This window comes from Pseudomonas sp. 32A, assembly GCF_052682255.1.
This window is the reverse complement of the sequence record NZ_JBQYLY010000001.1, coordinates 4,697,525-4,717,998: the sequence shown is the minus strand read 5'-3', so window position 1 is coordinate 4,717,998 and position 20,474 is coordinate 4,697,525. Positions and strand designations below refer to the sequence as shown.

Annotated in this window: 18 protein-coding genes; 3 read left to right on the top strand and 15 right to left on the bottom strand. The window is 60.2% G+C overall.

Annotation, left to right across the window (positions count from 1 at the left end):
• Positions 1-54: 54 nt before the first annotated feature.
• The 15 genes from ACUN0G_RS21815 to ACUN0G_RS21745 form a co-directional block, all read right to left on the bottom strand.
• Positions 55-1,530, bottom strand: coding sequence for a sigma-54 dependent transcriptional regulator (locus ACUN0G_RS21815; RefSeq protein ID WP_258347164.1), 1,476 nt, complete (start codon positions 1,528-1,530; stop codon positions 55-57).
• Positions 1,531-1,701: 171 nt separating this feature from the next.
• Positions 1,702-1,998, bottom strand: a complete 297-nt coding sequence (locus ACUN0G_RS21810) for a flagellar protein FliT (protein ID WP_258347165.1) — start codon at positions 1,996-1,998, stop codon at positions 1,702-1,704.
• Between the two features lie 24 nt (positions 1,999-2,022).
• Positions 2,023-2,412, bottom strand: a complete 390-nt coding sequence (gene fliS / locus ACUN0G_RS21805; RefSeq protein WP_076015142.1) for a flagellar export chaperone FliS — start codon at positions 2,410-2,412, stop codon at positions 2,023-2,025.
• Between the two features lie 143 nt (positions 2,413-2,555).
• Positions 2,556-3,956 carry a flagellar filament capping protein FliD gene (gene fliD / locus ACUN0G_RS21800; RefSeq protein WP_445574253.1) on the bottom strand — a complete coding sequence of 467 codons (1,401 nt, stop codon included), beginning with the start codon at positions 3,954-3,956 and terminating at the stop codon, positions 2,556-2,558.
• An 80-nt stretch (positions 3,957-4,036) separates the two neighbouring features.
• Positions 4,037-4,399 carry a flagellar protein FlaG gene (locus ACUN0G_RS21795; RefSeq protein ID WP_445574252.1) on the bottom strand — a complete coding sequence of 121 codons (363 nt, stop codon included), beginning with the start codon at positions 4,397-4,399 and terminating at the stop codon, positions 4,037-4,039.
• A gap of 75 nt (positions 4,400-4,474) precedes the next feature.
• The gene (locus ACUN0G_RS21790; RefSeq protein WP_445574251.1) at positions 4,475-5,920 is read right to left on the bottom strand and encodes a flagellin N-terminal helical domain-containing protein; all 1,446 of its coding nucleotides are present in this window, start codon (positions 5,918-5,920) and stop codon (positions 4,475-4,477) included.
• A gap of 266 nt (positions 5,921-6,186) precedes the next feature.
• On the bottom strand, positions 6,187-7,116 hold the full coding sequence (locus tag ACUN0G_RS21785) for a ketoacyl-ACP synthase III (RefSeq protein WP_063028079.1): 930 nt from the start codon (positions 7,114-7,116) through the stop codon (positions 6,187-6,189).
• A gap of 301 nt (positions 7,117-7,417) precedes the next feature.
• The gene (locus tag ACUN0G_RS21780; protein ID WP_445574250.1) at positions 7,418-9,001 is read right to left on the bottom strand and encodes a flagellar hook-associated protein 3; all 1,584 of its coding nucleotides are present in this window, start codon (positions 8,999-9,001) and stop codon (positions 7,418-7,420) included.
• 14 nt (positions 9,002-9,015) lie between these two features.
• Entirely contained in the window at positions 9,016-11,049 is a 2,034-nt protein-coding gene (gene flgK, locus ACUN0G_RS21775) for a flagellar hook-associated protein FlgK (protein WP_421525348.1), read from the bottom strand.
• Positions 11,050-11,059: 10 nt separating this feature from the next.
• Positions 11,060-12,325, bottom strand: coding sequence for a flagellar assembly peptidoglycan hydrolase FlgJ (gene flgJ, locus ACUN0G_RS21770; protein WP_445574249.1), 1,266 nt, complete (start codon positions 12,323-12,325; stop codon positions 11,060-11,062).
• A gap of 4 nt (positions 12,326-12,329) precedes the next feature.
• The gene (locus tag ACUN0G_RS21765; RefSeq protein WP_258348581.1) at positions 12,330-13,418 is read right to left on the bottom strand and encodes a flagellar basal body P-ring protein FlgI; all 1,089 of its coding nucleotides are present in this window, start codon (positions 13,416-13,418) and stop codon (positions 12,330-12,332) included.
• Between the two features lie 27 nt (positions 13,419-13,445).
• Positions 13,446-14,141 (bottom strand): flagellar basal body L-ring protein FlgH, encoded by a 696-nt coding sequence (gene flgH / locus ACUN0G_RS21760; RefSeq protein ID WP_421525350.1) that lies wholly within the window; start codon positions 14,139-14,141, stop codon positions 13,446-13,448.
• 53 nt (positions 14,142-14,194) lie between these two features.
• Positions 14,195-14,980 carry a flagellar basal-body rod protein FlgG gene (flgG, locus tag ACUN0G_RS21755; protein WP_017477441.1) on the bottom strand — a complete coding sequence of 262 codons (786 nt, stop codon included), beginning with the start codon at positions 14,978-14,980 and terminating at the stop codon, positions 14,195-14,197.
• A gap of 62 nt (positions 14,981-15,042) precedes the next feature.
• The gene (locus ACUN0G_RS21750; protein ID WP_421525351.1) at positions 15,043-15,783 is read right to left on the bottom strand and encodes a flagellar basal body rod protein FlgF; all 741 of its coding nucleotides are present in this window, start codon (positions 15,781-15,783) and stop codon (positions 15,043-15,045) included.
• Between the two features lie 307 nt (positions 15,784-16,090).
• A complete protein-coding gene (locus ACUN0G_RS21745; protein ID WP_445574248.1) occupies positions 16,091-17,656 on the bottom strand; it encodes a sigma-54-dependent transcriptional regulator in 1,566 nt (521 codons plus the stop codon).
• A 266-nt stretch (positions 17,657-17,922) separates the two neighbouring features.
• On the opposite strand from ACUN0G_RS21745, the gene phhA reads away from it, so the two are divergent.
• From phhA to ACUN0G_RS21730, 3 genes are all read left to right on the top strand, one after another.
• Entirely contained in the window at positions 17,923-18,714 is a 792-nt protein-coding gene (phhA, locus tag ACUN0G_RS21740; protein ID WP_063028067.1) for a phenylalanine 4-monooxygenase, read from the top strand.
• A 105-nt stretch (positions 18,715-18,819) separates the two neighbouring features.
• Positions 18,820-19,176, top strand: a complete 357-nt coding sequence (locus ACUN0G_RS21735) for a 4a-hydroxytetrahydrobiopterin dehydratase (RefSeq protein WP_003214616.1) — start codon at positions 18,820-18,822, stop codon at positions 19,174-19,176.
• Positions 19,176-20,372, top strand: a complete 1,197-nt coding sequence (locus ACUN0G_RS21730) for an amino acid aminotransferase (protein ID WP_445574247.1) — start codon at positions 19,176-19,178, stop codon at positions 20,370-20,372. Before ACUN0G_RS21735 ends, ACUN0G_RS21730 begins: the two co-directional genes overlap by 1 nt.
• The last annotated feature ends 102 nt before the right edge of the window (positions 20,373-20,474 follow it).

Here is a 20,474-nt window from a genome sequence, read left to right as displayed (position 1 = left end):
AATACCCGTGCCGAAAAAAAACCGCTGATAAATCAGCGGTTTGAAAAACAGGCGTCAATCATCCGCCTGTTCATCACCTTCTTTGCGGCTCATGCCGTACTTGCGCATCTTCTCCACCAGGGTGGTGCGGCGAATGCGCAGGCGTTCGGCGGCACGGGCGACGATGCCGTTGGCGTCGTCGAGGGCCTGCTGGATCAGGCCTTGCTCCAGGCTACCGAGGTAGTCTTTCAAGTCCAGGCCTTCCGGTGGCAGCATGGCCGTGGAACCGAGGTCCGGCGCATGGCCGTTGATGGCCACACGCTCTTCCAGGTCGCTGCGCAGACTGTCTACCAGTTGCTCGTCTTCATCGTCGACGTAGCGGAATTTCTTCGGCAACTCGACCACGCCGATCACCCCGTACGGGTGCATGATCGCCATGCGCTCCACCAGGTTGGCCAGCTCGCGGACGTTGCCCGGCCAGCCGTGGCGGCACAGGGACATGATCGCCGCCGAGTTGAAACGGATCGAACCACGCTTTTCGTGCTCCATGCGCGAGATCAGTTCGTTCATCAGCAACGGGATGTCTTCGACGCGCTCACGCAGGGGCGCCATTTCGATCGGGAATACATTGAGGCGGTAGTACAGGTCTTCGCGGAAGCTGCCGACCTCGATCATGCTTTCGAGGTTCTTGTGGGTGGCGGCAATGATGCGCACGTCGACGCTTTGGGTCTTGTTGCTGCCCACGCGCTCGAAGGTGCGCTCCTGCAGAACCCGCAGCAGCTTGACCTGCATCGGCAGCGGCATGTCGCCGATTTCGTCGAGGAACAGGGTGCCGCCGTTGGCCAGTTCAAAACGCCCGGCACGGCTTGTGATCGCCCCGGTAAAGGCGCCCTTTTCGTGGCCGAACAGTTCGCTTTCCAGCAGCTCTGCCGGGATCGCCCCGCAGTTGACCGGCACAAATGGCCCGTCGCGGCGCTTGGAGTGGTAATGCAGGTTGCGCGCGACCACTTCCTTGCCGGTGCCGGATTCGCCAAGGATCAGTACGCTGGCGTCGGTGTCGGCGACTTGCTGCATCATCTGGCGCACGTGCTGAATCGCACGGCTGGTGCCGACGAGGCTGCGAAACAGGTTGGGTTCGCGGTGACGGCCGCGCTCGCGGGCCTGGTCGTACATCTCGCGGTAAACCTGGGCACGGTGCAGGGAGTCGAGCAATTTGCTGTAGCTGGGTGGCATTTCGAGGGTGGAAAGGACGCGACGGCGCTGGTCTTCCGGAAGGTCCACAGAAGAAATATCGCCCATCAGCAACACAGGAAGGAACTCATCCCAGGTTGACAGTGTCTTTAACAAGCCCAAAACGGCACCAGGAGCATTTACCGTACCGATCAGCACACAAATGACTTCACGGCTCGACGACAAAGAGCTGACCGCCTGCTGCCAGTCGTGGCTGCCGCAGGGTAGATTTTCTTCCCCAAGAAAATTCAGGATCACCGCCAGATCGCGGCGCCGAACGCTATCGTCATCGATCAGCAGGATTTTGGTTTCACGCCACATGCAATAGCAACTTCCCTAGTAAAACTCTAATGCCCTCGAGTTGGGGCAATCTAGATAGCTGTAGGCATTTTCTGCGCTACAGCTTTCTGACGTCTGAAAATAGCACTAGTTAAGTCAAAAATATGTGCACGGTCAAATTAATGACGCGCCTTGTTCGGATTAACTGAGCCTTCAGCCGAACAGATGGTAAACCTTTGACGCACTTTCCGCTCGGTTGATCTGCGACATCTCCTCGAAAATCGCCTGACGCTCCCCGGTCGTCACCTCAAGCAACTGCTGATACACCTCCAGCAAACTCTCCAGTTTTTCCCGCAGGGCATCCTCGTCCACCGGCGCATTGCTCAACGCGTCGTCAATTACCGCACGACATCCCAGGTCCAGTTCGCCAATGGCATCCCAGTTGCGGGCAACCAATGCGTCCATCAAGGCTTCGCGGGTTTCGTCAATCCGTTGCAGGGCGTGACTCATGACATCTTCCTCAGGCCAGCGGGCCTACAGTGTTGCAATACCGTCCCAGCCTTCCTTGAGCGTAATCATCAAGCCTGCCACTTCGTCGATCATCTCGACATCGTTCTTGGTATTGGCTTCAAGCAAACGCGTGGTCATGTAGGCGTACAGGTTATCCAATTGTTGCAAGGCGGCCGGATCATCGGTTTTTTCCGGGTTCAGGCCGTCGCGCAGACCAATCAGGATATCGATCGCCTTGCCCAGCAACAGGCCCTTTTGCGCGATGTCACCACGAGCCATGGCGCCCTTGGCCTGGGCCATGCGGTCCAGCGCGCCTTCCATCAACATCTGGACCAGGCGATGGGGGCTGGCCTCGGAGACCTGGGCATGGGAATTGACCTTCTGGTATTGGCGAAGGGCTCTCATGGGATTCATGTTTCTACCTCGTGACAGGCAACAGCTAAAAAGAATGGGCTCTGACTATTATGTCGACGGTGTCGCAAAAAACTTTAAGCCGGCGGTCTGCTGAAGGGGCGCCCGGGGAAAGTTTTCACGTCACCGGGCGGCTTCATTGAGGATCAATCGGTCTTCGGATTGTTCAGCGCATTGAGCGTAGTCATTACGCTCGACCGTTGAGCGGTGAGCTGTGCCACCAAGCTGTTCATCGTAGTGTACTTGGCAGTCAGGCTCGTCTTGAGTGCAGCCATGCGCGCGGTCAGGCTGTCCTGCTGCACTTGCAGGTCCTTGATGTTCGCCGTCAGCGTCGACGAACGCGAGGCCAGAACCCCGGTACCGCTCAACGCATAGCTGTCGGTCGCCGTTTTCATACGCGCAAGCAGGCCATTATCGCCGTTGAAAATGCCGCCGATGTCAGTGGGGTTGGTGGCAATGGCCGCACCGAACACCTTGTCATCGATGCTCAACTTACCGGTTGTCTGGTCAGTGTTTACACCAAACTGAGCCAGGGACTTCAACGTACCCGAGCCCGCCAATGAGTTCAGCTCGTTACGCAGGGCCGACTGCAAGGAACGCATCGTGGCATCGCCCGTCAGCGCCGCAGACGTGATAGAACCATCGGCGTTAGTGGTGACTTTGGTCTCAGTGCCGATCGCTGTCATCAAGGCGTTATAGGTGTCGACAAACCCCTTTACCGAACTCTTCAGGGTGTCGTTACTGCGGGTGACCGTAATGGTCGAGGCGACTCGCGCAGCACTAGTGTCGGTGACACCCGAGGGCAGTGGCGATACGGCGGTCAACTTGATAGTCACGCCGCTGATCGCATCGCTCAGGGTATTGCTCTTGGACTCCTGAGCGGTACCGTCAATGGTGTATTTCGCATTCACCGGCGGGCCGCCGACAACGGTAGTACCGGTTTCCAGCCCGGTGTTACCACCCAGGGTAATGTCTGTACCGGCGCCGGTATTGGTCGACGTCACCACCAGCCGGGAACCGGTTGCGTCAGTCAGGATGTTGGCACTCAGGCCTGCGCTGCTGTATTGCGCGTTGATCGAGTCGCGCACTTGCTGCAACGTCGCGCCCGGCGCGACGCTGACACCATAGCTCTTACCTGACTGGGAAATCTCCAGGGTCGTAGCCGTAGAGCCACTATTGACGACGCTCTTCGCCCCACCCGGGAAGTTCTGGGTAGCAATCTTCGAGGCGGTCGCCAATTGGTTGACCACCAACAGGTAGCTCCCCGCAGAAGCACCGGAACCGAGGGTGACGGTGGACACGTTGGCATCGGTGGTCGCCGCCGTCAGGCCGCCGATACTGGCGTCCTTGGTCATCGTGTCCATCGCGCCGCGGAACGCATCGAGTGCCGCTTGAATCTTGCCGATCGAGGACAACTGGGCGGTCTGCGTCTGCGACTGCTTGTTGATCTGCGACTGCTTGGGCGCCTGCTCAGCGTTCACCAAGGCCGTAACGATAGACTGGGTATCAATGCCCGTTACCGGGCCGCTGACGGATATATCACCCATGATGTTTCTCCTGATACGGGGCTGGCGCTTTCTTGACGGACGGCGCCTCAAGCAGCTACAGCAACAAAATTCATGCCAGCTCAGACTTTAGCGTCAAACAACACGTTGCTGGCGTCGTGAAGACTTTGTGCGAGTTTCAATGCGGTTTCCGACGGGATCTGACGAATCACCTCGCCACTGTCGGTCGCAATGACCTTGACCACCACCTGATGGGTTGAGTCATCAATGGAAAAATCCAGGTTGCGCTGGGCAGCCTGGACGAATTTGCGAATATCGTTGACGGCCTTTTCCAGGTCGTCGGGTTTCGTTTCTTGCTTGGGTTTTGCTGCTGCGACGGTCGCATCAACCTTGGGGGTCTGCGCGTCGGCAGTCACAGGGGCGGGTGCACTCTGTGGCGCTGGGGCAGCAGGATAAGACAGGTTCAACTTGACGCTCATGTCCATGTCCACTCTCCTCATCACGCAAAAGACAAAAGGGCACGTAAACGCGCCCTTCCGTCAGTCAGCTACCGATGGCTATTACTGAAGCAGCTTCAGTACAGCGGATGGCAGTTGGTTGGCCTGAGACAGGATCGCAGTGGAAGCCTGTTGCAGGGTTTGTTGCTTGGTCAACTGAGCAGTTTCAGCAGCGTAGTCAACGTCCTGGATCTGACCGCGAGCGGCGCTGGAGTTGTCCGAGATGCTCTGCAGGTTGGCAACGGTGTTGTCGAAACGGTTTTGTACAGCACCGAGACCGGCACGCTGGGAGTCGATGTCCGAGATCGCCTGGGTGATCACGTCGATCGAGTTCTGTGCGTTGGCAGCAGTGGTGATGTCAGTGTTGTTGACGGTGGTTTTGGTGGAGTTGGCAGCAGTACCGGTAGCTGCGAACAGACCCGTCACACCAGCGCCGCTCAGCGAGTAGCTGCTGGAGGAGTTCAGGGACACTGCACCCGTGGCGATGATCGCGGTGGCAGCCAGGGCAACGGCAGTGCCGGCAGTACCGGTACCATCCAGGGTGGCAACCTTGACGCCTGCGATAGCACCGGCGTCGCCAGAGTTGAAGGTCAGGTTCTCACCGGTATCGGACTTGACCGACAGCGCTTGAGTGGTCGAATCGTAGTTAACGGTGATGCCCAGCTTGGCAGCGTTGGACTTCAGTTGGTCAGCCAGGTCAGAAGCGCTGGTCACGCCAGTGAACTGGACCGCAGCACCGGAGCCGACTTTCAAGGTGAAGTTGGCGCTGGCAGGGGTTGCAGCAGCGATGGCAGCGGAGTCAATGGTGAACTGGGCAACAGTGCTGGCAGTAGCAGCCAGGCCACCTACAGCGCCGTTCATTTGCGCAGCGATCTGCTGGGCCGAAGCACCGGCAGCGATGGTCAGGCTCTTGGACTGGCCGCCACCGGTAACGGTGAGTGCGCCGCCGGCAACGCCTGTTGCGCTTGGAGCAACGCCTTGGGATTTCAGCTGCTGCGAACCAATGTTGTTGGCTGCAACGTTACCGATGCTCATGTCGATGGTCTGGTTGGCGTTGGCGCCGACCTGGAACGAAGTAGTACCGAAAGAACCGTCCAGCAGGTTCTTGCCACCGAAAGTAGTGGTGGTAGCGATACGGGTCAATTCAGCAGTCAGTGCTGCGTATTGAGCCTGGTTCGACTTACGGTCGTCAGCGCTTGGCGAGCCGTTGGCGGATTGCAGAGCCAGGGTACGCATGCTTTGCAGGATGTTGGTGGACTGCTGCATCGCGCCTTCAGCGGTCTGAGCAATCGAGCTGCCGTCGTTGGCGTTCTTGATTGCAACGCCCAGGCCGTTGATCTGACTGGTCAGACGGTTGGAGATTTGCAGGCCGGCCGCATCGTCTTTGGCGCTGTTGATACGCAGGCCGGAGGACAGACGCTGCATGGAAGTTTGCAGGGCGCCGGAAGCCTTGTTCAGGTTGTTCTGAACGTTCAACGAAGCAAGGTTAGTGTTTACTGTTAATGCCATGACGAAATCCTCGTGGGTTGTTTACTGCGGCTTCCGGCCCTGGCAACCGCCGGGTGTGGCCTAGAGAACCTTCGTAATAGTTATCGTCGTGAAAGCAGGTTGCTTGAGGACTTTTTTGATTTTTTTTACTAGCACGATGCCACCCCTTGTAATTCAAGCATTTACGATAGCCCGAACCCCAGCATTTGCTGGCTTTTTGGCGCCAAATAAAAAACGCCCATGATCTTTCGATCATGGGCGTTTTTTTGTGCAGCGCCTTTAAGGCATCAAGGGCGATGCAAAATCGCCGAGCCCCAGGACAAGCCCACGCCAAAACCACTGATGGCGACGCGCTTCCAGGTGGAGTCGAGCATGTGCTTTTCCAGCAGCAGCGGGATGCTCGAGGACACGGTGTTGCCGGTCTCGACCATGTCCTTGATGAACTTGTCCACCGGCGCATCTTCGAAACGCCGGGCCACGGCGTCGACAATCGCCGCACTGCCCTGGTGAATGCAGAACGCGTCAATCTCGTCAGCCTTGAGGTCCGACTCGTTGAGCAGCTCGTGCAAATGGGCCGGCACCTTGAGCAAGGCGAAGTTGAACACCTGGCGGCCGTTCATGAAGAACACGCCATCGCTGACCTTCAGGTGCGGCGCACCGGAACCGTCAGTGCCGAACTTGGCCTTGCCCAACTGCCAGGGCGCGTCTTCGCCCATCCAGGTGGCCGTCGCGGCATCACCGAACAGCATGGTGGTGTTGCGGTCTTCCGGGTCGACAATCTTCGAGTACGGATCGGCGGTCACCAGCAGGCCGTTTTTCAGGCCGGTGGCTTCCATGAAGCCCTTCATCGCATAGATGCCGTAGACATAGCCCGAGCAGCCCAGGGAAATATCAAAGGCCGCCACGTGAGTCGGCAGGCCCAGTTTGTCCTGGACGATGGCAGCGGTGTGAGGCAAGCCCTCTTCGTCGCCGTTCTGGGTGACGACGATCAGCGCATCAATGGATTCGCGCTTCAAATCCGGGTTGTTGGCAAACAAGGCGTTGACCGCCTCGACGCACAGATCGGAGGTTTCCTGTGCAGCATCCTTGCGCGGCAGGAACGCCGAACCGATCTTGCCAATGATGAATTCTTCATCCTTGGCGAATTTGGCACCCTGGGCGTAGTTATCGATCCCGTCTGCCGGCACGTAACTGGCGATGCTTTTTATGCCAATCATTGTGGCTTCCCAATACTAAATAGCTGGAGAACACCCCGCGGAACACATCGCCGGGTGCTGACAATAATGGGGATAACCCCGCAAAAAACTCGCCGAAAACCGCCTTTAACCCTGGCGGCAGGACCTCGCAGAGACCTGGCGACGACCTATCCTTTTCACACGATACAGTGAAGATGCGCTTTATGACTCACAGGTCACTCAATTTTCTGCGCTTTGTGCGAAACACGGGGACATACAAGCGCCAAAAACAACAACGGCCCACCCCGTTTCCAGGGTGAGCCGCAGGTTTACAGCCGCCGAATCACATCTTGCTGAACAGGCTCAGCTGGGAGATTTTCACGAACGCCAGTTGCGAGGCCTGCAGCATGGTCTGCTGCAAAGTCAGGTCAATCGCCGCCTGCCCCATATCAACGTTGGCCAGGGACGACATGGTGGAGGTATTGGCCAGGCCCAGGCTGGTGTTTTCCGCACTCTGGATATCCATGGCGTTCTGTCGCGCACCAATGGCGCCGCGTACCTGGTCGATCTGCGCCGAAGCGTTGCCCAGGTTGCCAATGCTCGTGGCGACCACGTCCTTGAGGTTATTCAAGGCAACCGTATTGCCTTCCGCCGGGGTTTCCAGGGCCTTGCGCAACTGACCCAAGGTATCCAGGGCATTCATGTTCTTGTTGCTGGTGGCACCAACCGAGAACTGGTCACCGGCTCCGGGTGTACCACTCACACCAAAGGTCAGGCCCGCCGTGGTGATCGACGTCGCGCCGGCGGCCATGGTGCCGCTGGCAATGGCCTTGCTGTCGGCGGAATACGGCTGGGCGAACACCTGGTAATCGGTGCCACTGGTGAACTTGATCACCGCACCCGAATTGGGAAAGGTGCTGGTGTAGGCCGCCGGGTCCGTGACGCTGCCGCCGGTCAACTGCGCGGTGGACGGATTGCTGGCCGTACGGGAAATACTGAAGCTGTCGGGCTTGGTTGCCAGGGAGAATTCCTTGCCCGCCACCAGCGCATCGGATGCCGGGCCCGACGCGACGTCTTTGCCCAGGTTCAGCCGGATGTCGAACGTGACGCCCCGCAGGCTGACGCTGGAGGAGCCTTCCTTGGTGGAGTCAAACGTACCGTTACCGGTGATCTCCGACGTGACGTCATTGCCGTCCTTGTCGGTCACGCTGTATTGGGTGCTGCTGGCGAAGGTCAGCTTGTACGGCTGACCATCGGAAAAGCTGTTGGCAAACTTCGTGCTCGACGTGACCAGGCCCGCCGAGATCCCCACCTTGCCGTCATTCACGGATGGCGGCAGCAACGTGGCCTGAGTGCGACCGGTATTGGACGAGCTTTCCAGCAGCGCCTTGCCGGTGTCACCCATGGAGATGGAAAGGTTGTTCGAAATCTGCAGGCTCAGGGGCGTCTCGTCACCCTGGTAGCTGTAGGTGCCGTCATTGTTGCGGATGTACGGCGGCGTATCGGTCTTGGCACCGGAGAACATGTAGTTGCCGCTGGAGTCCTTGGAGTTGAGCAAGCCCAACACCTGGTCCTCAAGCGCACCCACCTGGGCGGCAATCGCCTTGCGATCGTCATCGCTCTTGGCGATGTTACCGGCCTGCTGCGCCAAGCCCTGGGCCGTCTGCAACGCGGTGTTGATGCTCTGCAGCACGCTCTCTTCGTTGGTCAGGGAGTTTTGCAGGGTGGTGATGTTGGTGTTGTATTGCCCCAACATGTCTTTCTGCTGCTGCAGCATCAGCAACTGGGCAGCGGCCACCGGGTCATCGGAAGCGGTCTGCACCCGGACGCCGGAACTCGCCTGGTCCTGGGCCTTCACCACACCGGAATAGTTGTCCTGGTATTTGGCGGAGCTGGTGTCGAAATACTGCTGTGTAGAAATGCGCATCGTCCCAGACTCCCTTAAAGTGCGTTGATCAGTGTGCTGAAGGTTTCCTGCGCCGCCTTGATGATCTGCGACGACGCGGTGTAGTACTGCTGGAACTTGATCATGTCGCCCGCCTCTTCATCCAGGTTGACCTGGGACACCGAGTTGGCAGCCGCCTTGTTCGCCGTCAGCAGCGCGCCCGTCGCGGTGCTGTCGGTATTGGCCTGGGCGGCCTTGGAACCGACTTGGGACACCAGGCGGCTGTTGGCACTGACCAGGCTCACGCCCCCGTTGCCGTCCGTCACGCCGACGGTTGCCTTGGTTTGCAGCGCCAGCAGCGACTGGGCATTGCGGCCGTCGGAGGTGGCGCCACTGTTGAAGGAGAAGGTGGTGCTGTCGTTGTTGGCCGGCGAGCCGCCAACGGTGGTATCAAAACTGAAGCTCTTGCCGGTGATCACGGCACCGCTGGCATCGCGCATCGGTACATTGATGGTGATCTTGTTGCCCTGGCCCGGAATGATGCTGCCGGTGCCGATCTTGAAGCCTTGGGCGTCGGTGACGGTGTACGGCTGGGTGCCGTCCGCGGCCTTGTCGCCGAATACCATTTTCACTGGCATCGAGTTTTCGATCCCGGTGCGCAATTGGGCGGTATCGGCACCGCCGTGAATATCCAGCGGCACCGTCAATTGCGGCGGCGTGAACGTGCCGGTGCCGGTGTTCTTGCCGGCAACGCCCGCCAATGGGCCGGCGAATGCGAGTTTATTCGGGTCCGTCAGGTCGACGCCGATCCCGCTGGCGCCATTGCTGGTGGGGCTGACCTTGAAGCTGTCGCCGGCCGCCATCGGCCCCTTGCCATCCAGCGCCAGGGTGAAACCGTCAATCACCGGCGGCGGCGTGGTGGTGGTATCGAACGAGCCCATGGCCTTGCCGTCGGAACGCACCACGTTGTACTGGTTGCCGCTGGTGAACGTGACCTTGTAGTCGTAGGTGGTCAGCTTGCTGCTGTCGGCAATCGACACATTCAGGTTGCCGGAGCCGGCGCTGTTACCCGCGGTCCCCTGGCTACGCTGGGAGATCGCCGCCGCACTGTTGATATCACCGAACAGCGAAGAGCCGAAATCACCGTTCAGGTCCAGGCCCTGGCCCAACTGATTGTTGATGGTATCGGCGGTGACAATGGCCAGTCGGCCAAGGTCATTGATTGCGGGCATCAGCACATCACTGCGATAGCGCATCAGGCCGCCGATGCTGCCACCGCTGACCACCGAACCGATGTCCATGGACGTGCTGCCCATGTTGATCTGGATGGTGTACTGGCTGCTGTCGTTCTTGCTCGGCACGGCCGAAATGGTATTGGCGACATCGCCGTCTACCAGCGACTGCCCGGTGCCGGTGGTGATGTTGACCTGGCCGTCCTTTTCAGTGGCCGTGACACCGATCAGCTCATTGAGGGAGCGCACCGCTTCGTTACGCGCATCCAGCAGGTTGGCGGGCGCGTTGCTCGTCGAGCCCTGGACCTGGGAAATCTGCTTGTTCAACGACGCAATCGAGGAGGTCAGCTTGTTGACCTGATCACTCATGGTGCTCAACTGGCCGTTGATGCTTTCTTTCTGTTGGGTCAACTGCGAGGAAATCGCGTTGAACCGGTTGCTCAAAGTCTGGGCACTGGTCACCAGCAATTGCCGGGCGGACACGTCACTGGGGGTGGCCGCCGCCGTCTGCGCTGCCGCGAAAAAAGCGCTGAGCACGGCCGACATGCCGGTGCTCTTGTCCGACAGGGTCTTGTCGATTGCACTGGCCTGGCCCAGGTAAGCGTTGGCGTCGCTATTGAGGGCGGTGCTGTTCTGGTAAGCGGTGTTCAAGAAGTCGTTGTACACCCGGCGCACATCCGCCAGGGTCGTACCGGTGCCGATGAACACGCCGCCGAACGCATTCGACGCACTGGCGTTCTGGGTGGTCTGCTGACGCGAGTATCCCGGGGTGTTGACGTTGGCGATGTTGTTACTTAAGACCGACAACGATCCTTGGGCGGCGTTGAGCCCCGACATCCCGATATTGAGCAAACTCATGATTCAGACCTTATAAATGAGTGGAAGCGCCCGCGGCAGCGTAGTTCTGGTAGCTGTTCATCGTTTTTGCGATCTGCGAAATCTTGCTGGCGTAATCCGGGTCGGTTGCATAACCGGCTTTTTGCAACTCGCGCACAAACTGTTCCGGGTTGTCGGCTGATTTCACAACTTCTTTATAGCGATCATTGCTTTGCAGCAACGTCACCAGGTCATGGAAGCTGTCCTGGTAGGAGTTGTAGGAACGGAACTGCGCCGTCTCCTTGACCATCGCACCATCGCGAAACTCGCTGGTGATCGCCCGGGCCTTTTCGCCCTGCCAACTCTGGCCGGCCTTGATGCCGAACAGGTTGTGGCTGCTGGTGCCGTCTTCGGCACGCATCACCGATTTACCCCAACCGGTTTCCAAAGCGGCCTGGGCCACCAGGTAACGTGGGTCGATGCCAATCCGTGCGGCGGCCTGCTTGGCCATCGGCAACATGGTGGCGACAAATTCGTCCTGCGAGCTGAAGGCTTTTTTCGCTGGCGCCAGCGGCGGTTGGGCCACGGCGCGACCGTAAACCTGCATCTGCCCGCGAGGGGGTAGTGCGGCAAGGCTGCGGGCGGAACTGTTGATCACACCGTCATCGGCGGCGCTGTTACGCAGCGGCGCGGCCTTGGCGACAGTGGTGGAGGCATCGGCACCCGGCACGATGCCGGCCAGCAGACGATCCGTCAGCTTGCTCGGCAACGAGATGCGGCGCTGGTTCATCAGCGCCATGTCGTTGGCGTGGGAATTGGTGCCCTCAGGCACGGCCACGCGGTACGCCCACAATGGCCGCTGACCATTGCTGCGGCCCAGCGGGCCATCGGCCTGGGTGCCGGCGGCAATTTCGGTCGGCACATCCACTTTCTTCGCGGGAGCTGCCGGGCCTTGCAAGGTGGCCGCCTGGGCGTCCACCGGCTTGTTCTTCTGCATCTGGCGCAGCAGCACGTCCGCCAGGCCAATACCACCGCCCTCACGAGACAAGGAGACCGCCAACTGCTGGTCGTACATTTCCTGGTACTGCTTGGCCGCCGGCGTATTCAGCGGGTTGTCCTTGCCCAGGGCTTCGGTGGCCGAGCGCATGGACTTGAGCATCTCGCCGAGAAACAGCGACTCGAATTCCTGCGCGACCTTGCGCATGTTGCCGTCGCTGTTCTTGTCGCCGAACTTCAACTGGTTCAGCCGGTTGAGGTCGGAATAGGAACCCGAGTCCGCCGTGCTGGTCAGGCCGCTTTTGCGCATGTCCATGGCCATGGCGTCAGATCACGATCAGGTCGGCTTGCAAGGCGCCGGCCTGTTTCAATGCTTCGAGGATCGCCATCAAGTCGCCGGGCGCTGCGCCCACCTGGTTCACCGCGCGGACAATCTCGTCCAGGGTGGTACCGGGGCCGAACTTGAACATCGGCTTGGCTTCTTGCTGGGCATTCACCCGCGAACGGGGCACCACGGCAGTCTGGCCGTTGGACAGCGGGCCAGGCTGGCTGACGATCGGGTCTTCGGTGATGGTCACGGTCAGGCTGCCGTGGGTCACGGCCGCTGGCGAAACCTTGACGTTCTGGCCAATCACGATGGTGCCGGTCCGCGAGTTGATGATGACTTTCGCCACCGCCTGGCCCGGGTCAACCTCAAGGTTTTCCAGCAACGACAGGTAGTCCACACGCTGGCTTGGGTCCAGCGGTGCGGTGACACGCACCGAACCGCCGTCGATGGCCTGGGCCACGCCCGGGCCGAGCAGCTCATTGATCTTGTCGACCACGCGCTTGGCAGTGGTGAAGTCGGAACGGTTGAGGTTCAGGGTCAGGCTGTTGCCCTGGTTGAAGCCGCTGGGCACCGTACGCTCCACGGAGGCACCGCCGGGAATCCGGCCGGCCGACGGCACGTTGACGGTGATCTTCGAACCGTCACGGCCTTCGGCGTCAAAGCCGCCCACCACCAGGTTGCCCTGGGCAATCGCGTAGACGTTGCCGTCGATACCTTTGAGCGGGGTCATCAGCAAGGTGCCGCCCCGCAGGCTTTTCGAGTTACCCATGGACGAGACGGTGATGTCGACCACCTGCCCCGGCTTGGCGAACGGCGGCAAGTCAGCACTGATGGACACCGCCGCAACGTTCTTCAACTGCACGTTGCCCGAACCCGGCGGTACCTTGATGCCGAACTGCGAGAGCATGTTGTTGAAGGTCTGCAGGGTGAACGGGGTCTGGGTGGTCTGGTCACCGGTGCCGTTAAGCCCCACCACCAGGCCGTAGCCGATCAACTGGTTGGACCGTACGCCGGAAATGCTCGCGATGTCTTTCAAGCGCTCAGCCTGGGCGCCTGCGCTCAGGGTCAGCAGCAACATCGCAGCCATCAGCTGTTTGAAGTTCAAAGTGATCACCTAGAAAGGGAACAGCGGGCTAAGGAAGAAACGGTCAAACCAGCCCGGCTGACTGGCGTCAGCAAACGAACCCGTACCCGAGTAGGTAATGCGTGCATCGGCAATCCGTGTCGACGGCACGGTGTTGTCGGTGGAGATATCGTCGGCGCGAACCATGCCCGCAATGCGCACCAGTTCGTCACCGGTGTTGAGGGTCATCCACTTCTCGCCACGCACGGCAATGATGCCGTTGGGCAGCACGTCGGCCACGGTCACGGTGATCGAGCCGGTCAGGCTGTTGCCCTGCCCCGCCGCACTTTTGCCGTTGGTGGCGCGGTCGCCGCTGTAGCCGGCGTCGAGGCTCAAGTCACCGCTGCCTACCGGGTTGTTGGTGTTGAGGCCACCGCCAAACAACGAGGTCAGGCCGATGCTGGTCTTGCTGGTCTTGCCGATCTGCGAGTTGGCGTTCTTGCTCGCCTGGGTCCTCTCGTTCAGCGTGATGGTGATGATGTCACCCACCCGGAAGGCCTTGCGGTCGCTGTACAGGTTCTGTTCGAAACCGGCCTGGTAGATCGAGCCATTGTTGGCGGCCGCCGGCAGCGGCGTGCGCGGCAACACCGGCGCATAGTACGGGTCATTGGGTTTTGCCGTCGGGGCGACACAGCCCGCGAGCACAGCAATCCCACTCAATGCCAGAACAGAAACATAGCGATTCATGACCCATACCTCACGGTGTTGCAGGCGCCTTCAAGGAGGCCCCATAGACTTGATTACAGATTCTGCGTTACGAACGAAAGCATCTGGTCGGCGGTGGAAATCACCTTGGAGTTCATCTCGTAGGCGCGTTGAGTGGTGATCATGTTGACCATCTCTTCAACGGTGCTGACGTTGGATGTTTCCAGGGTGCTTTGTAGGGTGGTACCAAAGCCGTTGAGGCCCGGGGTGCCAATTTGCGGCGCGCCGCTGGACGCGGTTTCCAGGAACAGGTTGTTACCAATCGCCTGCAGGCCGGCCGGGTTGATGAAGTCGGCGGTTTGCAGGTTGCCGATCACCTGGGAGGCCGGGTTGCCGGCCACGGTGATCGACACGGTGCCGTCGTTGCCGACGGTGAAGGTCTGGGCGTTGTTCGGCACCACAATCGCCGGCTCCAGCGCGAAGCCGTTGGCCGTCACGACCTGGCCGTTGGCGTCCAGGTGGAACGTACCGTCGCGGGTGTAGGTGGTGGTGCCGTCCGGCTGCAGGATCTGGAAGAAGCCCTTGCCGTTGACCGCCAGGTCCAGTGGCTGACCGGTTTGCTGCAAGTTACCGGCGCTGAAGTTTTTCTGGGTGCCAACAATCGCCACACCGGTACCCAGTTGCAGGCCCGACGGCAATTCGCTGTCCTGGGTGGACTGGGCGCCAGGCTGCTTCTTGATCTGATAGAGCAAGTCCTGGAACTCGGCGCGGTCACGTTTGAAACCCGTGGTCGACACGTTGGCCAGGTTGTTGGAAATGGTGGTCAGGTTGGTGTCCTGGGCGGACAAACCGGTTTTGGCAACGTATAGAGCCGGAAGCATGTTCTTCTCCTTCGTGCGCCTGTTTTATGGCGCCGCGCTACAAAATTAGTGTGTGGCTGCTATCAGCTCATTGCCAGGACGCGGGTCATGGCCTGGTCGTCTTCTTTGGCGCTGTTCATCATCTTGATGTGCAATTCGAACTGCTTGGACAGAGCCAGTACCGCCGTCATTTCTTCAACCGCGTTCACGTTGCTCGCCTGCAGGAAGCCCGACGTCAGCTTGACGTTGGCATTGGCTTGCGCCGGCTGGCCATCCTTGGTGTGGATGGTGCCGTCGAGGCCCTTGGTCATGTTCTTGAGGTCGGGCTGCACCAGCTTGATCCGGTCCACTTCAGCCATCACCCGTGGGCCTTCGCCCATGGCGCGAATGCTGATGGTGCCGTCCTGGCCGACTTCGATCTGTTGCTGGGGCGGCACGGCAATCGGACCGCCGTTGCCCATGATCGGCATCCCGTTGCCGGCCCGCAGCACGCCCAGTGCATCAACGTTCATGCTGGCGCTGCGCACGTAGGACTCACCGCCATCCGGGGTTTGCACGGCCATCCAGCCATCGCCGTTGACGGCCACGTCGAGGTCACGGCCGGTTTCAATCATCGCGCCAGGGGAAAAATCCGTGCCTGGGCGCTCGGTCAAGGCAAAGGCCCGCGCCGGAAAGCTGTCACCGAACACCGGCATCGAACGCGCCTGTTCCAGGTCACGCTGAAAACCATTGGTGGAAACGTTCGCCAAGTTGTTGGCGTGGGCCTTCTGCGCCAGTGCATTCTGGCTGGCGCCGGTCATTGCCACGTAAAGGTACTTATCCACGCTCTTTCCTCTTTCTGACGGACGCTTGCCGTCCACCGCTGTACTGATGAGGCTTAAGCAATTTGCGAACCAACTTTTGCAAATGCGCAAAAGTCCAGGCGGGGCGGGGGTTTGCGGTTTGAGTTGCGCAAATGACGGCTGGAGGAGAGTCGAAAAAACGGCGGACTTATGCCGCTAACGGCAAGTACAGGTATCAAGACCGACAAAGAACCCATGTGGGAGCGGGCTTGCTCGCGAATGCGGTGTGACAGTCACCCTATGTATCGACTGACCTACCGCATTCGCGAGCAAGCCCCCTCCCACAGGTTTAACCGCGTCCGGCTTTGACGACTTCGTAGTCCCGCAACTTGTTGGCGATGGTGGTGTGGGATACACCCAACCGCTTGCCCAACAGTCGGCTGCTGGGATGCTCGGCATACAGCTGCTCCAGCACCGCCTTCTCGAAGCGTCCGACGATCTCCTCCAACCCGCCTTCCAGGGAGAAATCCCCCAGCGGCTGGCGCACGCCATAGTCCGGCAGGCGAATGTGCTCAGCCTTGACGGTGCCGCCCTCACACAGCGAAACCGCCTGGAACAGCACGTTCTCCAACTGCCGCACATTCCCCGGCCAGTGGTAATGGCTGAGGCGATCCATCGCCGCCGGCGCCAGCTTGGGCAGCGGGCAGCCGATCTGCCGGCTGGCCTGATCCAGAAAGTGCTCCACCAGCGGCGGCAAACCATCGAGGCATTCGCGCAGGGGCGGGATATGCAGCGAGAGCACGTTGAGACGATGGTAAAGGTCCTGGCGAAATTCGCCCCGGGCACACAGTTCGGAAAGGTCCACCTGCGTCGCGCAGATCACCCGCACATCCAGGTACACCTCTTCATCACTGCCTACCCGGCGGAAGCAGCCGTCCTGCAGAAAGCGCAGCAACTTCACCTGCAACCGCGCGCTCATTTCGCCGACGCCGTCGAGAAACAACGTGCCGCCCGCCGTCAGCTCCAGCAGCCCCAACTTGCCCTCCGCCCTCGCCCCTTCAAACGCGCCAGGCCCGTAACCAAACAACTCGGTCTCGGCCATGGACTCCGGCAAACCAGCGCAGTTGAGCGCCATCAATGGCGACTGCCCGCGCGGGCTGGCCAGGTGGCAGGCGCGGGCCAGCAACTCTTTACCGGTGCCGGTTTCGCCTTCTATTAATAGAGGGGCATCCAACGGCGCCATACGCCGGGCTTCACGCACCACGGCAGCCATGACTTTGGAGCTTTGGAAAATGCTGTCGAAGCCGCGCAGTTCCTGCTTGCGCACATTGTAGATACGCTCACCCACGCGGTCGGCACGGTGCAAGGTCAGCACGGCGCCGGCCATGGCTTCGCTGTCGTCATGTTCAGAGGATTGCAGCGGGGCGATATCGGCCAGGAACACGTCGCCCTTGACCTTGACCCGCAAGCCATTGATTCGCGACTTGCTGGCCCGTACCAGCTCCGGCAAATCGAAGTCTTCGGCGTAGCGCGACAACGGAATGCCCGGCACCTCATCCACCCGCACCCCGAGCAACTGCGCCGCCGCTCGGTTGGCGGCAACGATGGAGCCGCCCATGTCGATGGACAGCACCGGAAACTCCAGCGCCCCCAGCAGCGCGTTGAGTTCCATATGCCGACGCTCGCTGGGCATCAGCCCTACCCGCTTGACGCCAAACACCCCGGCAATCGCTTCGAACTGCGGGCGCAATGCCTGGAATTGCAGGTTCACCAGATTCGGGCAGAACAGGTAAATGGCGTTGCCGTGTTCGCCACCGACCTCGCCCTTGGCGACGTTCACGCCGTACTCCACCAACAGGTTGAGGATGTCCCGCAAGATGCCGATGCGGTTCTGGCAATGCACTTTGATACGCATGAGAGGGCCCGAAGAGGTGGAGGCGCTGCGTCTATTTGCCGCTGGGCGCAGATAATCGTCAAGATTATGTGACAGTCGCGAGGCGATTCACACCCAAAACACGCCACATACACAACAAGACGCCCCAACCGTAACGAAAACTTTACGAATTCCAGTAACTTTTCCTACAGACCCGTGCCGCAATAGGATGGATTCCTGGCCCAGGCGGCGTATCAATAGGCTCATCCCAGGACATAACAAGAACGAATGCCTAGCAGGAGAGCAGTATGAAGCAGACGCAGTACGTGGCCCGCGAGCCCGACGCGAACGGTTTTATCGACTACCCGCCCGAAGAACATGCGGTGTGGAACACCCTGATCACGCGTCAACTGAAAGTGATCGAGGGCCGCGCCTGCCAGGAATACCTGGACGGCATCGACAAGCTCGGCCTGCCCCATGACCGCATTCCGCAACTGGCGGAAGTCAACAAAGTGTTGGCCGAGACTACCGGCTGGCAAGTCGCCCGGGTGCCGGCGCTGATCCCCTTCCAGACCTTCTTCGAATTGCTCGCCAATAAGCAGTTTCCGGTGGCGACGTTTATTCGTACCCGTGAAGAGCTGGATTACCTGCAGGAACCGGATATTTTTCACGAGATCTTCGGCCACTGCCCACTGCTGACCAACCCCTGGTTCGCGGAATTCACCCACACCTACGGCAAGCTCGGCCTGGCCGCTACCAAGGAACAGCGCGTGTACCTGGCGCGCCTGTACTGGATGACCATCGAGTTCGGCCTGGTGGACACGCCCGAAGGCCGGCGCATCTACGGCGGCGGCATTCTGTCTTCGCCCAAGGAGACCGTGTACTGCCTCTCGGACGAACCCGAGCACCAAGCCTTCGACCCGCTGGAAGCGATGCGCACGCCGTACCGCATCGACATCCTGCAACCGCTGTACTTCGCCCTGCCCAACCTCAAGCGCCTGTTCGAAGTGGCGCAGGAAGACATCATGGGCATGGTTGAACGCGGGATGCAGTTGGGTCTGCACGCACCGAAGTTTCCGCCCAAGCCAAAAGCGGCTTGAGCTGCGGCTTTTCGGGCCAGGTGAGTCTGTTCCCTGGCCCCGCGTTGCTTTAGGGTGACGCCACTGACGACCGTTTTCCAAACACTCGATTTCAGGAATCCCCACATGACCACCTTGAACCAAGCCCACTGCGAAGCCTGCCGCGCCGACGCCCCGCAAGTCAGCGACGAAGAGTTGCCGGTGCTGATCAAACAGATCCCCGACTGGAACATCGAAGTACGCGATGGCGTGATGCAGCTGGAAAAGGTCTTCCTGTTCAAGAATTTCAAATTTGCCCTGGCCTTCACCAACGCCGTGGGCGTGATCTCCGAAGCTGAAGGCCATCACCCGGGCCTGCTCACCGAATGGGGCAAGGTCACCGTGACCTGGTGGAGCCACTCCATCAAGGGCCTGCACCGCAACGACTTCATCATGGCCGCGCGCACCGACGAAGTGGCCAAGGATGCCGAGGGCCGCAAGTAATGCATTTTGACGCGATTGGCCGGGTGCCCGGAGACCCGATCCTCGGGCTGATGGAGTTGTACGCCCAGGATCCAAACCCGAACAAGTTCGACCTCGGCGTGGGCGTGTACAAGGACGACCAGGGCCTGACGCCGATCCCGTACTCGGTGAAACTGGCCGAACAGCGCCTGGTGGAGCAACAAACCACCAAGACTTACATCGGCGGCCATGGCAATGCCGCGTTCGGCACGCTGATCAGTGAGCTGGTGCTGGGCGCCAGTTCGCCGCTGCTGAGTGAACGCCGCGCCGGCGCCACCCAGACACCTGGCGGCACCGGCGCGCTGCGCCTGAGCGCCGACTTTATCGCCCACAGCCTGCCTGGCCGCGGCGTGTGGCTGAGCAACCCGACCTGGCCGATTCACGAAACCATCTTCGCCAAGGCCGGGCTCAAGGTCAGCCATTACCCGTATGTGGGCAGCGACAATCGCCTGGATGTGGCGGCGATGCTGGCCACGCTGTCCACGGTGCCCAAGGGCGATGTGGTGCTGCTGCACGCCTGCTGCCACAACCCCACCGGCTTCGACCTGTCCCAGGATGACTGGCGCCAGGTGCTGAAAATCGTCAAAGAGCGCGAGCTGCTGCCGCTGATCGACTTTGCCTATCAGGGTTTTGGCGATGGCCTGGAACAGGATGCATGGGCGGTGCGGCTGTTTGCCGCTGAGCTGCCTGAAGTGCTGATCACCAGTTCCTGCTCGAAGAACTTCGGCCTGTACAGCGACCGTGTGGGCGCGCTGATTGTGTGCGCCGCGAACGCCGAGAAGCTGACGGATGTGCGCAGCCAACTGGCGTTTATTGCGCGTAACTTGTGGTCGACGCCGCCGGATCATGGTGCGGCAGTCGTGGCGACGATTCTCGGTGATGCTGAGCTGAAAAAGCGCTGGGCTGACGAAGTTGAAGGGATGCGGGCGCGGATTGCGCAGTTGCGTTCCGGGCTGGTGGAGGCGCTGGCGCCCCACGGGTTGTCGGAGCGGTTTGCGCATATTGCGGCGCAACGCGGGATGTTTTCCTATACCGGGTTGAGTGCGGAACAGGTGAAGCAACTGCGGGAAAAGCACAGCGTGTATATGGTCAATTCCGGGCGCGCGAACGTGGCGGGGATTGATGCGACGCGGTTGACGCTGTTGGCCGAAGCCATCGCGGATGTTTCCCACACCTGACTGAAGAAACCGGCTCCAAATGTGGGAGCGGGCTTGCTCGCGAAGGCGGTGGGTCAGTCGAATTATCTGGTGACTGACACTCCGCATTCGCGAGCAAGCCCG

Excerpts from the sequence above, each read along its gene's own strand:
- ACUN0G_RS21790 (WP_445574251.1), bottom strand. The coding sequence starts at position 5,920 with ATGGCATTAACAGTAAACACTAACCTTGCTTCGTTGAACGTTCAGAAC.
- fliD (WP_445574253.1), bottom strand. The coding sequence starts at position 3,956 with ATGGGTGATATATCCGTCAGCGGCCCGGTAACGGGCATTGATACCCAG.
- ACUN0G_RS21815 (WP_258347164.1), bottom strand. The coding sequence starts at position 1,530 with ATGTGGCGTGAAACCAAAATCCTGCTGATCGATGACGATAGCGTTCGG.
- ACUN0G_RS21730 (WP_445574247.1), top strand. The coding sequence starts at position 19,176 with ATGCATTTTGACGCGATTGGCCGGGTGCCCGGAGACCCGATCCTCGGG.
- ACUN0G_RS21745 (WP_445574248.1), bottom strand. The coding sequence starts at position 17,656 with ATGCGTATCAAAGTGCATTGCCAGAACCGCATCGGCATCTTGCGGGAC.
- flgJ (WP_445574249.1), bottom strand. The coding sequence starts at position 12,325 with ATGGCCATGGACATGCGCAAAAGCGGCCTGACCAGCACGGCGGACTCG.
- ACUN0G_RS21735 (WP_003214616.1), top strand. The coding sequence starts at position 18,820 with ATGACCACCTTGAACCAAGCCCACTGCGAAGCCTGCCGCGCCGACGCC.
- flgK (WP_421525348.1), bottom strand. The coding sequence starts at position 11,049 with ATGAGTTTGCTCAATATCGGGATGTCGGGGCTCAACGCCGCCCAAGGA.
- ACUN0G_RS21780 (WP_445574250.1), bottom strand. The coding sequence starts at position 9,001 with ATGCGCATTTCTACACAGCAGTATTTCGACACCAGCTCCGCCAAATAC.
- ACUN0G_RS21785 (WP_063028079.1), bottom strand. The coding sequence starts at position 7,116 with ATGATTGGCATAAAAAGCATCGCCAGTTACGTGCCGGCAGACGGGATC.
- phhA (WP_063028067.1), top strand. The coding sequence starts at position 17,923 with ATGAAGCAGACGCAGTACGTGGCCCGCGAGCCCGACGCGAACGGTTTT.
- flgG (WP_017477441.1), bottom strand. The coding sequence starts at position 14,980 with ATGCTTCCGGCTCTATACGTTGCCAAAACCGGTTTGTCCGCCCAGGAC.
- ACUN0G_RS21810 (WP_258347165.1), bottom strand. The coding sequence starts at position 1,998 with ATGAGTCACGCCCTGCAACGGATTGACGAAACCCGCGAAGCCTTGATG.
- fliS (WP_076015142.1), bottom strand. The coding sequence starts at position 2,412 with ATGAATCCCATGAGAGCCCTTCGCCAATACCAGAAGGTCAATTCCCAT.
- flgH (WP_421525350.1), bottom strand. The coding sequence starts at position 14,141 with ATGAATCGCTATGTTTCTGTTCTGGCATTGAGTGGGATTGCTGTGCTC.
- ACUN0G_RS21795 (WP_445574252.1), bottom strand. The coding sequence starts at position 4,399 with ATGGACATGAGCGTCAAGTTGAACCTGTCTTATCCTGCTGCCCCAGCG.
- ACUN0G_RS21765 (WP_258348581.1), bottom strand. The coding sequence starts at position 13,418 with ATGGCTGCGATGTTGCTGCTGACCCTGAGCGCAGGCGCCCAGGCTGAG.